The sequence below is a fragment of the [Empedobacter] haloabium genome (genome assembly GCA_008011715.2).
Lineage (GTDB): Bacteria > Pseudomonadota > Gammaproteobacteria > Burkholderiales > Burkholderiaceae_D > Rugamonas > Rugamonas haloabia.
In genome coordinates, this window is record CP136508.1 from 6,361,916 (window position 1) to 6,375,817 (window position 13,902).

Genomic DNA, 13,902 nt, shown 5'->3' on the forward strand with positions numbered 1-13,902 from the left:
AACCCGAAATTTTGGGCGGCAACCGTTGCTGGCTTAGCGCAGCATGTCGATATGCAGGATGCCGTCCTCGTCGTACGGCGCGCTGACGGTCTCGAAGCCGAAGCCCTGGTAGAACTTTTCCAGCCGCTGCTGTGCGCCGATGCGGATGCGGTGGCCCGGGTGCAGGCTTTCCGCGCGCAAGATGCCTTCGGCCACGAGCTGGCGGCCGATCCCGGTGCCGCGCGAGGCAGCCGGGGTCAGGATGCGGCCCAGCGACATCTCGTCGTATTTCGCCCCCGGCGCCAGGCAGCGCAGGTAGGCCGCCAGCGTGCGTTCGCCGTCCTGGGTGCGCCACGCCATCAGGTGGTGCGCGGCCTCGTCGTAGCCATCCAGGTCCGGGTACAGGCAGGTCTGCTCCAGCACGAACACGTTCTGCCGCTGGCGCAGCACCTCATACAAATCCCTGCGCGGGATGCTTTCAAAATCCAGCCACTGCCATTCGATCATCGTTCTCTCGCACTCAAACAAGAAACAGGCCCCGACCGCAGCGCGATCGGGGCCTGTTCCGGGGTGCGACGATTATACGATGGTCAGGGTGACGTCGATATTGCCGCGGGTGGCGTTCGAGTAGGGGCAGACGATGTGCGCAGCCTGCACCAGCTTCTCGGCCGTGTCACGGTCCAGGCCGGGCAGCGAGATCTTCAGTTCCACTTCGATGCCGAAGCCCGTTTCGATCGGGCCGATGCCAACCGTCGCGTCGATCGACGTATCGGCAGGCACGGCGATCTTGTCGCGGCCGCCGACGAATTTCAGCGCGCCGATGAAGCAGGCCGAGTAGCCGGCCGCGAACAGCTGCTCCGGATTGGTGCCGACCGCGCCGTTACCGCCCAGTTCCTTCGGCGTGGTCAGCTTGACGTCCAGCACGCCGTTGTCGGACACGGAACGGCCCTCGCGGCCACCGGTGGATTTGGCTTGTGCACGGTACAGGACTTGTTGCAGCGACATGATGTGATCCTTTCTGTTTGGTAACTAACGATTGAATAGCGCACTATTTTCTGCGGCTTCCGATACAGTGCGTGCGCCCATGGACACCACTATACATAGCACGCGATTGAATTGCAAGCGATTTTAATACCCGTACCGCTACAACGCCGTTTCAAAGCCTTCCAGCACGTTGACGATATTCACGCCCAGCTCGCGCAGCGGACTGCCGCCCTCGAACACGAAGCAGGTCGGCAGGTTCAGCCAGGCGATGCGTTCGCCCAGCCGCAGGTAGTCGCCACCCTGCAGGCCGAAGCCGCCATGCGGCTCGCCCTGGAACGTGTTGCCGCCCAGGGCGACGACCAGCGCGTCCGGCCGGTACATGGACAGGCGCACGCAGGCCGTCTCCAGCGCCGTGAACCACGCCTGCGGATTGGACGTGCCTGCTGGCAGCACCAGGTTGACGTTGTAGCCGAGGCCGGCCCCGCTGCCCGTCTCGTCGGCATGGCCGCAATAAAACGGGTAGGTGCTGCGCGGTTCCGCGTGCAGCGAGATGCACAGCACGTCGGCGCGCTCGTAGAACATCGACTGGGTGCCGTTGCCGTGGTGGTAGTCGACGTCGAGGATGGCGACGCGCTGCAGGCCGTCGTCCAGCAGGTGCTGGGCCGCCAATGCCGCGTTGTTCAGGTAGCAGGCGCCGCCGTAGTAATCCGGGCCGGCATGGTGGCCGGGCGGGCGCGTCAGCGCGAAGCTGCCCCGTTCGCCCACGCGCAGCGCATGCGCCGCGTTGACGGCGCAGTCGGCCCCGGTCTTGGCGGCCGTCCAGGTGCCGGCCGTCAGCGGCGTGACGGTGTCGATCGAATACAGGCCGAGGCGGGCGCCGAAGTCGTCCGGTTCGATATCCGCGCGCATGCCGCGCACGGGAAAGTGCGACGCGAACGCGTCGCGCGCGGCATTGCCTGGCGCCTGCGCCAGCCATTCGGCCCACGCGGTGCGCAGGAAGTGCAGGTAGCGCGGGTGGTGCACCCGCTCCAGCGACATCAGCGGCACGCCATGTGGCGTGACGATGCGGCCCAGGCCGCGCCGGCCCAGTTCGGCCAGCACCCCATCGACGCGGTCGGGCGTGTCGCGCGCCGGCCCCGGCGCGCCACGCACGAGCTCGTGTCGCACCCGATGCTGGGCGTGCTGTTCGTTATAAAAGGTGAGCACGCGTGCCCCGCGTCACGGATGGTCGTGACACAGGTTGCTGTTGCGGTAGGCCGCCACGTAGTCGTCAAAGTTACTCTGCGGCGCCGCTTCCAGCTCGGCCTGCTCGGCCAGCGACTGCTGCGCCAGGCGCTCGAAATACGCCGCTTCCTCGCTGGTCGGCGGGTTGGCGCGGAAGTAGGCGGCATGGCGCTCGCTCTGGCGCAGGCCGAAGGCGGCAAACGAGCGGCCGTTGGCCTCCAGCTCGCGCAGCACGGCGACCGACGGCGTACGGTCCGGGTCATTCAACTTTTCCGCCTGCCGCGCCAGCGCGTCGACGTGGATGCTGTCGCCGCGCAGGCTGTCGAGCAGTTCGGCGGCCGGGCGGATGCGCGCCAGCAGATCGTGACCCCAGTCCGGCAGCGGCACTTCCTTGCCGTCGCGCGTCAGGGTCAGGCCCGGCTTGCGGCCTTCCTTGACGGTGCGGGCGAAGTTGCGCGCCAGGACTTCACCGCAGAGTTCCGTGATCGTCGGGCTGTCTTCCAGCGCACAGAACAGCAGGAACGCGTCCAGGAAGCGGCCGGCCTCCTCGCCGATGCCGACCGGGCTGAACGGGTCGACGTCCATACAGCGTACTTCGATGTACTGCACGCCGCGATTGCACAGCGCCTGGATCGGACGTTCGCCGGTGCGGATGACGCGCTTGGGCCGGATCGTCGAGTAATACTCGTTCTCGATCTGGATGACGTTGGTCGACAACTGCTGCCACTCGCCGGCCGCGTTTTTCGTGCCGATCTTCTGGTACGGCTCGTAGGGCTGGTTGACGGCGCGCGTCAGGGTGGCGACATAGCTGTCCAGGCTGTTCTCGTGGGGGCTGAGGCCGGACTGGGCGTCGTTCTGGTAGCCCAGGTCGCTCATGCGCAGGCTGGTCGCGTAGGGCAGGTACAGCGTGTCCGCCGACAGCGTGTCCAGCTTGTGCGGGCGGCCGCGCAGGAAGCTGCTGTTCAGGGCTGGCGAGGCGCCGAACAGGTACATCAGCAGCCAGCTGTGGCGGCGGAAGTTGCGGATGGTGGCCAGATACGCTTCCGACTGGTAGGCCATCGGCGACTTGGTGCTGCCTTCATCCTCGGCCAGAACGCGCCACAGGCGCTCGTCCAGCGAATAGTTATAGTGGATGCCGGCGATGCACTGCATGGCCTTGCCATAGCGCAGCGCCAGGCCGCGGCGGTAGACGTGTTTCAGCATGCCCAGGTTCGACTTGCCGTACCAGGCGATCTCGATGTCTTCCTCGGCCGGCAGGTGACAGGGCATCGACTGGCTCCACAGCAGTTCGTTGCCCAGCTTGCTGTAGGCGAAGCGGTGGATGCCGTCGAGCTTGTGCAAGGTCGTGGCGATGTCCGACTCGGCCGGCGTGATGAACTCGGCCAGCGTTTCCGCGTAATCGGTCGTGATCTCCGGATGCGTCAGCGCGGAGCCCCAGCCGACCGGGTGCGGCGTGTGCGCCAGTTCGCCGTTCGGCTGCACCCGCAGCGTCTCCCGCTCGATGCCACGCAAGCCGCCGCGCAGGACGGCGCGGTGCGGTTCACTGGCAAGCAGGGCCAGGCGGCGCGTCAATTGACTGGACAATTTGCTATTCCTTTCTTGTGCATCTGACCAAAGAGTTGGTGCGAGAGTAACCGAAATCGGAAAAACGCGCGTGGTGCCCCCTATGTTGCTTATTTTTTGATAATAAACACGGGCAGGCACAAGGGTCCGGCAGGCATGGTTGGGATTCTAGCAAAGGCCCGCCGGGCGGGTCGGGGCGGTGGCTAACTCAGGCCGATATGACGCGTCCGCCGGTCACGCGGGCGATGCCGGCCAGGTCATGCCAGCTCTGTACTTCGCCATAACCTTGCGTCGTCAGCAGCGCCTGTACGGCGACGGACTGGTCGTAGCCATGCTCCATCAGCAGCCAGCCACCTGGCGTGAGATGGCCAGGCGCGCCGGACACGATGCGACGCAGCGCCGCCAGGCCGTCGGCATGGTCGGTCAACGCGCCGGCCGGCTCGAAGCGCAAGTCTCCCTCGGCCAGGTGGCGGTCGCCGCTGGCGATGTAGGGCGGATTGGAGACGATCAGGTCGAACGTGGCGCCAGCGGCCGCGCTGAACCAGTCGCTGTGCAGGAACCGGACGGTGACGCCGTTGGCGGCCGCATTGCGCTGTGCCACGGCCAGCGCGTCGGGACTGACGTCCAGCGCGGTCACGAGCGCGTCGGGCCGGGTGTGCGCCAGCGCGACGGCAATGGCGCCGCTGCCGGTGCCCATGTCCAGCACGCGGCCCTGCGGCGGCAGGCGCTCCAGCGCCAGCTCCACCAGCAACTCGGTTTCCGGGCGGGGGATCAGCACGGCCGGGGTCGTTTCGAAGTCGAGCCCGTAAAACTCGCGTTTGCCGACGATGTACGCGATCGGCTCGCCATCGAGCCGACGTTGCAGCAGGGCGGACAGGCGCGCGGCCTCGTCGGCTGTCAACGCTCGTTCCGACTGCGTGATCAGCCCGGTGCGCGACAGCCCCAGCGCATGGCACAGCAGGATGCGGTTGTCGACGGGATCGAGCGCGCCCAGGCGCTGCAGCGAGGCGACGGTGGCGCCGGGCGAAACCAGCTGGCTCATCGCTGGCGACGCACCAGTACCCACAGCATCGTGGCCGTCAGGATGACGAACCAGATGGCCGACCACTGCGGGATCGACAGGCCAAGGAAGCCCTCGGTGGCGTTCTCGCACAGGCCGTCGGCCTGGAACACCCACGGCAGGTAGGTCGCCGTCGGCAGTTTGTTCAGGAAGGTTTCAACCGGATCGATGCCGCACGAGAAGCCCGGGTGGGCCAGCACGTACAGGTGCTTGCCCACGAAGCCGAGCCCCGCCAGGCCGGCCACGAGGCCGATGCCGGCGCCGACCTTCGGCTTGCGGCTGAACGCACCGATCAGGCAGCCGATGGCGATGGCCAGGAACAGGTAGCGCTGGATCACGCACAGCGGGCAGGGCAGCAGGTCCACCACGTGCTGCAGGTACAGCGCCACGGCGATCAGCAGGAAGCAAATGGCGGCGGTCGTCAGGAGAATGGTGCGCGAGTTCATCGTTTATAGAAATTATCAGTGGATCGGCCGCGCCAATTCTCGCACAAAGCGGCGCCCGGGCCTTAGCCGGCCCTTAACGCCGCCAACAGCCGAGCCCGTGTCCCACCGCGGGGTCAGTCACCAAAGTGAGACACGACCTCGACAGGACGATGGCCGAGGCTGTGTCTACTGTGGGGTTACACCCCGACAAAGACACGGACTCAACTGCAGCGAATGGCCGAGATCGTGTCGATGTCGGGGTGTAACCCCATGGTGGACACGGGCTGGGCTTTAGTCGCCCAGCGCGGCCAGCAGCTCGGCCTGGTGCTCGGCGGCCAGCGCCGTGGTCAGCTCGGTCAGGTCGCCGTCCATGATCATGTCCAGCTTGTACAGGGTGAGGTTGATGCGGTGGTCGGTCATCCGGCCTTGTGGGAAGTTGTAAGTGCGAATGCGCTCGCTGCGGTCGCCGCTGCCGATCAGGCTCTTGCGGGTGGCCGCTTCCTTCGACTGCTGCTCGCGCAGCTGCACGTCCTTGATGCGCGCCGCCAGGACCTTCATGGCCGACGCCTTGTTCTTGTGCTGCGAGCGGTCATCCTGGCATTCGACGACGATACCGCTGGGCAGGTGTGTGATGCGCACGGCCGAATCGGTCTTGTTGATGTGCTGGCCGCCGGCGCCAGACGCGCGGAACGTGTCGATGCGCAGGTCGGCCGGGTTGATGTGCACGTCTTCGACTTCATCCGCTTCCGGCATCACCGCCACCGTGCAGGCGGACGTGTGGATGCGGCCCTGCGTTTCCGTGGCCGGGACGCGCTGCACGCGGTGCCCGCCCGACTCGAACTTCAGTTTCGAATACGCGCCATTGCCGACGATGCGGGCGATCACCTCGCGATAGCCGCCCAGGTCGCTCTCGGATGCGCTGACGATCTCGACTTGCCAGCGGCTGCGCTCGGCAAAACGGGTGTACATGCGCAGCAGGTCGCCGGCGAACAGCGCCGACTCGTCGCCGCCCGTGCCGGCGCGGATTTCCAGGAAGATGTTGCGCTCGTCGTTGGCGTCCTTCGGCAGCAGCATCTTCTGCAGCTCCAGTTCCAGCTCGGCCAGGCGCGTCTTGCCCGTCTCGATTTCCTCCTGGGCGAACTCCTTCATGTCCGGATCGGCCAGCATCTGCTGGGCCTCGGCGATGTCGCCTTGCGCCTGCTGGTAGCTTTTATACAGCGCCACCAACGGGCCCAGTTCGGCGTGCTCGCGCGTCATCTTGCGGTAGTTGTCCATATTCGCCGTGGCGCCTTCGGACATCAACAACTCGTCCAGTTCGACGAGGCGATTGGCAAGCTGGTCCAGCTTGGACAACATGGATGGTTTCATAATCTCGAAATCGAAAGAGGGAACAACGACAGCCGCGCGGGGCGGCACACGGGCGGGGCGGGGCCGCTAACGGCGGCCGCGGAACAGCTGGGGCAGCAGTTCGGCCAGCTGGGCGCGGTCTTCGCCCTGGGCGCGGTGCAAGGCCTGCTGCGGGCCATGCATGAACTTGGCCGTCAGGCCTTTGGACAGTGCTTCCAGCACGGCATCGACGTCCTCGCCCTTGGCCAGCAGCTTGCGGGCACGCTCGAGCTCGGCCAGGCGGATCGCCTCGCCGTTTTCCTGCAGGCCCTGGATGACGGGCACGACGGCGCGGTCGTCGACCCAGTGCATGAACGACTGCACGCGCGTTTCGATGATGGCCTCGGCCTGTGCGACGGCGGCCTGGCGGTTCTCGATGCCGGTCTGCACCACATCGGCCAGGTCGTCCACCGTGTACAGGAACACGTCGTTCAGGCGCGCCACTTCCGGCTCGATATCGCGCGGCACGGCCAGGTCGACCATGAACATGGGCTTGTGGCGACGCGCCTTGATGGCGCGCTCGACCATGCCCAGGCCGATCAGCGGCAGGGACGACGCCGTCGACGAAATCAGGATGTCATATTGGTGCAGCTGGTGCTGCAGGTCGGCCAGGCGCATGGCCTTGCCGTTGAAACGGTGTGCCAGCGCTTCGCCGCGCTCGAGCGTGCGGTTGGCCACCGTGATCGACTTCGGCGTCTGCGCCGCGAAGTGCGTGGCGCACAGCTCGATCATTTCGCCGGCGCCGATGAACAGCACGTTCTGCTGGCTGATCTTGTCGAAGATGCGCTGCGACAGCCGCACGGCCGCGGCCGCCATCGACACGCTGTGCGCACCGATCTCGGTGGTGCTGCGCACTTCCTTGGCGACCGAGAAACTGCGCTGGAACAGCTGGTGCAGGTAGGTGCCCAGGCCGCCCGCCTCGTCGGCGGTGCGGATCGCGTCCTTGATCTGGCCCAGGATCTGGGTTTCGCCCAGCACCATCGAGTCCAGCCCGGATGCCACGCGGAACGTGTGGCGCACGGCCTCGTGTTGCGGCAGCATGTACAGGTGCGGACGCAGTTCGCTGTAGTTCAGCTTGTGGAAATCGGCCAGGAAATGGGCACCGGCGTCGAGTGGATTGTCTGCCGCGCTGGCCGCATACAGCTCCGTGCGGTTGCAGGTGGACAGAATCGCGGCCTCGTCGCTGCCGCGCGTGTCCAGGCGCTGGAACCAGTTGCGCGCCGCCGCCACCGCCGTCGCCAGCTGATCCGGCGCGAACGCCAGCCGTTCGCGCAGGGCGACCGGAGCTGTGGTGTGGTTGAGGCCGACGGCAAGCAGTTGCATTTCTTGAAAAATCAAGGACGTAGGTGGACATTATACCGTGATGTGCCCGACCGATCTTTTTTCTGTCCCTCTGGAAAGGCTAGGACAAATCGTCCCAGCCCCCGCCAGATCGGGTCAGCCGCCCAGCTTTTCCAGGCGGTAGCCGTAGCTGTAGACCGGTACCAGGCGGAAACCGTTCTCGGGCTTGAGCTGCAGTTTGTTGCGTACGCGGGACACGTGGGTGTCCATCGTGCGCGACGGCACGTCGGTCTCGCGGATCCATACGGCCTCATGAATATAGGCACGCGACAGCGGGCGGCCGATATTGCGGAAAAACAGCAGCGCCAGGTAAAACTCCTTGTGCGTCACGTCCAGCACATTGCCGTCCATCAGCAGGCGTCCAGGCCGGGTTTCAAACACATATTGGCCGAACTGCAACTGTTCGGCGCCGTTCTGCGTGGGGAAGGCGCGCCGCAACAGTGCCTGCACCCGTGCCACCATTTCGCTGCGGCGCAGCGGCTTGATCATGTAGTCGTCCGCACCGGCGTCGAGGCCGGCCACGATGTCGTCCTCGCCGGAACTGCTGGTCATGAACAGCACTGGCGCTTTTTCGTTCAGCTTTTCGCGGGCCTTGCGCATCAGCTCCGCGCCACCCATATCGCTTACCTGCCAGTCAAAGATCAGCATGTCGTATTCCTCCTTGCGGAGCTGGCTCAGCAGGTCTTTACCGGTCTGGAAACCATGGCAGACATGGCCTGCCGAAGTCAGGACCTGGCAGATCAGGTCGGACTGGCTACGGTCATTATCTAAAACGACGATTTTCATCTTAATCGACAAGTTAACGCGAGTGGGTAAGGCTTAGTCACAGGAATATAACAGGGATTGACAAAAATAGTTACTAAACAAACCAATTATTTCTAGAAAGTATTATGAACAGGACCTGTGCGGACCCACTTTCCTAATACACGGTACACTCAAAAAGCTTCACTTTCAATCAACTTTTACAGCTGGAAATTAAGCGGGGAGGGGGTCACGTGGACAGCGGATGGGAACTTCTGCCGGGGTCGCCGGAGGATGTCGCCGAGGTCAGGGAACGCTGCCGCCGCATGGTGCGACGCCGGGCCGCCGTGTCGGCCGGGGTCTCCGCCGTGCCGTTGCCGGGCCTCGATATTTTGTCGGATTTGAAACTGTTTACGCAGCTGATCGAGGACGTCAACCGCGAATTCGGGCTTACGGCCGAACAGGTGGACAAGCTGCAGCCGCACTACCGGCTGATTGCTTACCAGGCGGCTGTCAGCGTCGGCGGCTCGCTGGTCGGGCGCCTGATCACGCGCGATCTGTTGCTGAAGGTGGTGCAGAAATCGGGCAAGAAGCTGGTGGCCAAGCAGGCGTCGAAAATCGTGCCGCTGGCGGGCCAGGCGGCGGCGGCCGCGATCGGCTTTTTCGCGTTCCGCCAGATCGGCTACCAGCACGTCGAGGCGTGCGCGAAGGTGGCACAGGAACTGCTGGCCGCCAAACGCTGAGCTCGTGTCAACATCGGGGTCAGGCACCAACACTGACACGAGCTGGGCACTGGTGAAATGAAAACGGCCGAGCCCGTGGCCCACTCCGGTGACTGACGGGATGGGACACGGACTCGGCCGTGGACTGGGCTGCGCGTCGGGAGCTCAGGCGTCCGGCAGGACGACGTTGACGTCGAGCACTTCCAGGTTGCCCTGGCGGTCCAGCGAGATCTTGATGTCGTCGGCGTTGACCTTGGTGTACTTGGAGATGACCTCGATCAGCTCCTTGTGCAGCGCGGGCAGGAAGTCCGGACCCGTGCGGCCGTTGCGCTCGCGCGCGATGATGATTTGCAGACGCTCTTTCGCGGCCGTGGCCGTTTTGGGCTTGCTCTGGAACAGGAAGGATAGCAGGGCCATTTACTTTGCTCCAAAGATACGCTTGAGGAGACCCGGTTTCTCGTAATCGGTAAACCGCAGCGGCTTTTGCTCGCCCAGGAAGCGGGCGACCACGTCTTCATAGGCCTCGGCCACGTCCGTCCCCTTGAAGTGGATGGCCGGGTTGCCCTGGTTCGAAGCGTGCAGCACCTGTTCCGATTCCGGAATGATGCCGATCAGGGGGATGCGCAGGATTTCCTGCACGTCCGTGTAGCTCAGCATTTCTCCCGCCTCGACGCGTTTGGGCGAGTAGCGGGTGATCAGCAGATGTTCCTTGACGGGCTCGCCGCCGGACTGGGCGCGGCGCGACTTGGCCTGGATGATGCCGAGGATGCGGTCGGAATCGCGTACCGACGACACTTCCGGGTTCGTCACGATCAGCGCCTCGTCGGCAAACGTCAGCGCCATCAGCGCGCCGTGCTCGATGCCGGCCGGCGAATCGCAGATGATGAACTCGAAGCCCATGTTGATCAGTTCGGCCAGCACGGCCTCCACGCCGTCCTCGGACAGCGCATCCTTGTCGCGCGTCTGCGAGGCGGGCAGGATGAACAGGTTGTCGCAGTGCTTGTCCTTGATCAGGGCCTGGTGCAGCGATGCTTCCTTGTTGATCACGTTGATCAGGTCATACACGACGCGGCGCTCGCAGCCCATGATCAGGTCCAGGTTACGCAGCCCCACGTCGAAGTCGATGACGACCGTCTTGTGGCCGCGCATGGCGAGGCCGGTGGAAAAGCTGGCGCTGGACGTCGTTTTGCCGACACCGCCCTTGCCGGACGTTACAACAATAATTCTTGCCACAAGTAATCCTTTAGAGTGAACTGCGCTGGTTGGACGTTGTCAATGCATCACGCGCGCGTTGCCGAATTAACGGATTGTATATCCAGTTTGTCACCGTTGAGCCTGATTTGTGCGGGCTGGCGGGCCTGTTCGGCGGGGAATCCGTCCTCGAACGTCCGGTAAACACCCGCGATCGACACCAGTTCCGGCGCCATCGCCAGAGCGAAGATGCGGGCATTCGCATCGCCCGACGCGCCGGCCAGGGCGCGGCCGTTGAGGGTGTTGTAAACATGGATACTGCCGTCGGCGATGATCTCGGCGCCGTTGTTGACGACGGCCATGACGATCAGGTCGCCACCGCGCGCGTAGATGCGCTGGCCGGCCCGCACGGGCGTGTCGATGATCAAGGTCGCGGCCTTGTCCGCACCATTCGCGCCGGGTGTCAGCGCGGGGGCGGGCGGCGGCGCGACCGGTTCCGGCGCCGGTGCGGCGGGAACGGGCGCGACGGCCGGGGTGTCGTCGCGCTTGCCCGTGTCCAACGACAGGCCGTGCGCGGCGATTTCCTCGATCATGTCCGGCCGCGCATTGCGCACGGCGACGGGATTCAGACGGTATTTCTTCAGCAGCGCGATGGTGCTGGCCCAGTCGATGCGCTCGCAGCCGGGCGCCAGGTCGCCGACATCGATGACGGCGAGGTCGCCTTCGAAGAAATCGGGCACGCCACCCGTCATGCCCTTCAGCGCCGCATCGAGCGCGATGCCGTCGGACGTATGCAGGATCGCTGACACGGCGACGACGGTGGAAATCTTGATTTCGATGGGCTTTTGAAACGGGCTTTTTGACATGACGATAGTAAATGGTCGGGCATTTCCGGGCCCGAGCATTTTACTGTCAAAAACCAAATCTTGGGAGACGAACGCGGCCCGTTTCCCCAGTATTTACGCGGCTTCCAGCCTCAGCTGGCGAGCCGCCGCCACCATCGCGCGCAATGCCGCGGACGTCTCCTGCCAGCCGCGCGTTTTCAAGCCGCAGTCCGGATTGACCCATAGTTGCCGTGACGGAATAACTGCCTGGGCGCGGCGCAGCAGCGCGGCGATCTCGCGGCTGTCCGGCACACGCGGCGAATGGATGTCGTAGATTCCCGGGCCGATGTCGTTCGGGTAGCGGAAGCTGCCGAAGCCGTCCAGCAGCGCCATCGCCGAGCGGCTCGTCTCGATCGTGATCACGTCCGCATCGAGCGCGGCGATCTGCGGCAGGATGTCGTTGAACTCCGCGTAGCACATATGGGTGTGGATCTGCGTGGCCGGGCCCGCCGCGCCGGCCGTGAGGCGGAACGCCCGCACGGCCCAGTCCAGGTACGCCGCGTGCCGCGCGCGGCGCAGCGGCAGGCCTTCGCGCAAGGCGGGCTCGTCGATCTGGATGACGGCGATGCCGGCCCGTTCCAGGTCGGCCACCTCGTCGCGCATGGCCAACGCGATCTGCGTGGCAGTCACATCGCGCGGCTGGTCGTCGCGCACGAACGACCACTGCAGGATCGTGACCGGCCCCGTCAGCATGCCCTTCACGGGACGGTCCGTCAGCCCTTGCGCATAGACCGACCACGCGACCGTCATCGGCGCCGGCCGGTGCACGTCGCCCCAGATGATGGGCGGCTTGACGCAGCGCGAGCCGTACGACTGGACCCAGCCGTGCAGCGTGAACCCAAAGCCTTCCAGCTGCTCGCCGAAGTACTCGACCATGTCGTTGCGCTCGGCTTCGCCATGCACCAGCACGTCCAGGCCCAGCATTTCCTGCTGGCCGATCGCGTGGGCGATCTCGGCGCGCATGGCCGTCTCGTAAGCGGCGGCGTCCAGCTCGCCCCGGCGGAAGGCGGCACGCGCCGTCCGGATCGTGTCGGTTTGGGGGAACGAACCGATCGTCGTGGTGGGAAACGCCGGCAGGTTCAGGCGCTGCTGTTGCAGCGCGCGCCGTTCGGCGAACGGGACGGGGCGCTGGTCCGCGTTGGCGGGCAGCGTCGCCACGCGCTCGGCCACCGCGGCGTTGTGCACGCGCGGGCTGGCACGACGGCTGGCGACCGTTGCGCGCGCTTGCGCCAACGCCGCCTGCACGCCCGCGGCGTGGGGGGTGACGATGGCGGCGCGCAGCAGGGCCAGCTCGCCCAGCTTTTCCTCGGCAAACGCCAGCCAGCTTTTCAGCTCGCTATCGAGTTGCGTTTCGCCGGCCAGGCCGTACGGCACGTGCAGCAGTGAGCAGGAGGTCGACAGCCAGAGGTCGCCGTGCCGCTTGTCCAGCACGGGCGCCAGCCGGGCCAGCGCGAGATCCAGATCGGTGCGCCAGATATTGCGGCCGTCGACGATGCCGACCGACAGCACTTTATGGGCCGGCAGCCAGTCCGCCACGTTGACGAGCTCATGCGCCGCACGTACCCCATCGACATGCAGGCCGGTAACCGGCAGCCGGCATGCCAGGCTCAGGTTTTCCTCCAGCGGGGAAAAATACGTGGCCAGCAGCAATGGCGCGCCAGCCTGGTTCAGCTGCCAATACGCGTTTTCGAAGGCGCCGCGCCACGGCGCCGGCAGGTCCAGGCCAAGGATGGGCTCGTCCAGTTGGACCCAGGCCACGCCCATCTGCTTCAGCCGTGCCAGGATTTCGCCATACACCGGCAGCAGCCGGTCCAGCAGCGCCAGGCGGTCGTCCAGCCCCTTGCCCAGCCACAGGAAGGTCAGCGGGCCCAGCAATGACACCTTGACGGCATGACCGAGCGTCTGCGCCTCGGCCACCTCGTCGAACAGCCGCTCGCTGGACAGGGTAAAGCACGTGTCGGCATCGAATTCCGGCACGAGGTAGTGGTAGTTGGTGTCGAACCACTTCATCATCGCCAGGGCCGGGCTGGCCGCGTGGGCGCTGCCGCAGGTGCATTCGTCGCGCCCGCTGCGGCCACGCGCCATGATGCAGTAGCGCTGCAGCGGCGTTTCGGCGGCGCCGAAGGCAAAGCGGGCCGGCTCGCAGCCCAGCAGCTGGATGTGGTTGGCCACGTGGTCGTACAGCGCGAAGTCGCCGACGGTCACGTAGTCCAGGCCCGCCTCACGCTGGGCCGCCCAGTGGCGCGCCCGCAGGTCGGCGGCTGTTCGCTCCAGCTGGGTCGCGGACAGTTCGTCGCGCCAATACGCTTCCAGCGCGAATTTCAGTTCGCGCGCGGCGCCGATGCGGGGAAAGCCGGGGACGTGGAGAGCAATTTGTTTCATTTGTCATGCCATTTAAATAT

Annotated in this window: 14 protein-coding genes; 1 reads left to right on the plus strand and 13 read right to left on the minus strand. The window is 65.4% G+C overall.

The window, feature by feature from the left end; translation table 11 throughout:
• Positions 1–33: 33 nt before the first annotated feature.
• From E7V67_027820 to E7V67_027860, 9 genes are all read right to left on the minus strand, one after another.
• Positions 34–486, minus strand: a complete 453-nt coding sequence (locus E7V67_027820; GenBank protein ID WUR13447.1) for a GNAT family N-acetyltransferase — start codon at positions 484–486, stop codon at positions 34–36.
• Positions 487–558: 72 nt separating this feature from the next.
• Complete coding sequence (locus E7V67_027825; GenBank protein WUR13448.1) at positions 559–984, minus strand: organic hydroperoxide resistance protein; 426 nt, start codon at positions 982–984, stop codon at positions 559–561.
• A 138-nt stretch (positions 985–1,122) separates the two neighbouring features.
• Entirely contained in the window at positions 1,123–2,169 is a 1,047-nt protein-coding gene (locus E7V67_027830; GenBank protein ID WUR13449.1) for a histone deacetylase family protein, read from the minus strand.
• Positions 2,170–2,181: 12 nt separating this feature from the next.
• Positions 2,182–3,771 carry a glutamate--cysteine ligase gene (gene gshA / locus E7V67_027835; protein WUR13450.1) on the minus strand — a complete coding sequence of 530 codons (1,590 nt, stop codon included), beginning with the start codon at positions 3,769–3,771 and terminating at the stop codon, positions 2,182–2,184.
• Between the two features lie 187 nt (positions 3,772–3,958).
• On the minus strand, positions 3,959–4,792 hold the full coding sequence (gene prmC / locus E7V67_027840; GenBank protein WUR13451.1) for a peptide chain release factor N(5)-glutamine methyltransferase: 834 nt from the start codon (positions 4,790–4,792) through the stop codon (positions 3,959–3,961).
• Positions 4,789–5,256 carry a disulfide bond formation protein B gene (locus E7V67_027845; protein ID WUR13452.1) on the minus strand — a complete coding sequence of 156 codons (468 nt, stop codon included), beginning with the start codon at positions 5,254–5,256 and terminating at the stop codon, positions 4,789–4,791. The genes prmC and E7V67_027845 overlap by 4 nt, the downstream gene beginning before the upstream one ends.
• 270 nt (positions 5,257–5,526) lie before the next feature.
• A complete protein-coding gene (prfA, locus tag E7V67_027850) occupies positions 5,527–6,603 on the minus strand; it encodes a peptide chain release factor 1 (GenBank protein ID WUR13453.1) in 1,077 nt (358 codons plus the stop codon).
• A 66-nt stretch (positions 6,604–6,669) separates the two neighbouring features.
• On the minus strand, positions 6,670–7,944 hold the full coding sequence (hemA, locus tag E7V67_027855) for a glutamyl-tRNA reductase (protein WUR13454.1): 1,275 nt from the start codon (positions 7,942–7,944) through the stop codon (positions 6,670–6,672).
• Between the two features lie 114 nt (positions 7,945–8,058).
• Positions 8,059–8,748: a response regulator transcription factor gene (locus tag E7V67_027860; GenBank protein WUR13455.1), complete on the minus strand. Its 690-nt coding sequence runs from the start codon at positions 8,746–8,748 to the stop codon at positions 8,059–8,061.
• 281 nt (positions 8,749–9,029) lie between these two features.
• On the opposite strand from E7V67_027860, the gene E7V67_027865 reads away from it, so the two are divergent.
• Positions 9,030–9,446, plus strand: a complete 417-nt coding sequence (locus tag E7V67_027865; GenBank protein ID WUR13456.1) for a hypothetical protein — start codon at positions 9,030–9,032, stop codon at positions 9,444–9,446.
• A gap of 144 nt (positions 9,447–9,590) precedes the next feature.
• Here E7V67_027865 and minE read toward each other — a convergent pair whose 3' ends face one another.
• The 4 genes from minE to metE form a co-directional block, all read right to left on the minus strand.
• Positions 9,591–9,842 (minus strand): cell division topological specificity factor MinE, encoded by a 252-nt coding sequence (minE, locus tag E7V67_027870; protein WUR13457.1) that lies wholly within the window; start codon positions 9,840–9,842, stop codon positions 9,591–9,593.
• Complete coding sequence (gene minD / locus E7V67_027875) at positions 9,843–10,658, minus strand: septum site-determining protein MinD (GenBank protein WUR13458.1); 816 nt, start codon at positions 10,656–10,658, stop codon at positions 9,843–9,845.
• Between the two features lie 47 nt (positions 10,659–10,705).
• The gene (gene minC, locus E7V67_027880) at positions 10,706–11,482 is read right to left on the minus strand and encodes a septum site-determining protein MinC (GenBank protein WUR16360.1); all 777 of its coding nucleotides are present in this window, start codon (positions 11,480–11,482) and stop codon (positions 10,706–10,708) included.
• A 93-nt stretch (positions 11,483–11,575) separates the two neighbouring features.
• On the minus strand, positions 11,576–13,882 hold the full coding sequence (gene metE / locus E7V67_027885) for a 5-methyltetrahydropteroyltriglutamate--homocysteine S-methyltransferase (GenBank protein ID WUR13459.1): 2,307 nt from the start codon (positions 13,880–13,882) through the stop codon (positions 11,576–11,578).
• Between the last annotated feature and the right edge of the window lie 20 nt (positions 13,883–13,902).

Coding starts and splice junctions, on each gene's coding strand:
- hemA (WUR13454.1), bottom strand. CDS start 7,944: ATGCAACTGCTTGCCGTCGGCCTCAACCACACCACAGCTCCGGTCGCC.
- E7V67_027845 (WUR13452.1), bottom strand. CDS start 5,256: ATGAACTCGCGCACCATTCTCCTGACGACCGCCGCCATTTGCTTCCTG.
- minE (WUR13457.1), bottom strand. CDS start 9,842: ATGGCCCTGCTATCCTTCCTGTTCCAGAGCAAGCCCAAAACGGCCACG.
- E7V67_027820 (WUR13447.1), bottom strand. CDS start 486: ATGATCGAATGGCAGTGGCTGGATTTTGAAAGCATCCCGCGCAGGGAT.
- E7V67_027825 (WUR13448.1), bottom strand. CDS start 984: ATGTCGCTGCAACAAGTCCTGTACCGTGCACAAGCCAAATCCACCGGT.
- E7V67_027860 (WUR13455.1), bottom strand. CDS start 8,748: ATGAAAATCGTCGTTTTAGATAATGACCGTAGCCAGTCCGACCTGATC.
- prfA (WUR13453.1), bottom strand. CDS start 6,603: ATGAAACCATCCATGTTGTCCAAGCTGGACCAGCTTGCCAATCGCCTC.
- prmC (WUR13451.1), bottom strand. CDS start 4,792: ATGAGCCAGCTGGTTTCGCCCGGCGCCACCGTCGCCTCGCTGCAGCGC.
- minC (WUR16360.1), bottom strand. CDS start 11,482: ATGTCAAAAAGCCCGTTTCAAAAGCCCATCGAAATCAAGATTTCCACC.
- metE (WUR13459.1), bottom strand. CDS start 13,882: ATGAAACAAATTGCTCTCCACGTCCCCGGCTTTCCCCGCATCGGCGCC.
- E7V67_027865 (WUR13456.1), top strand. CDS start 9,030: ATGGTGCGACGCCGGGCCGCCGTGTCGGCCGGGGTCTCCGCCGTGCCG.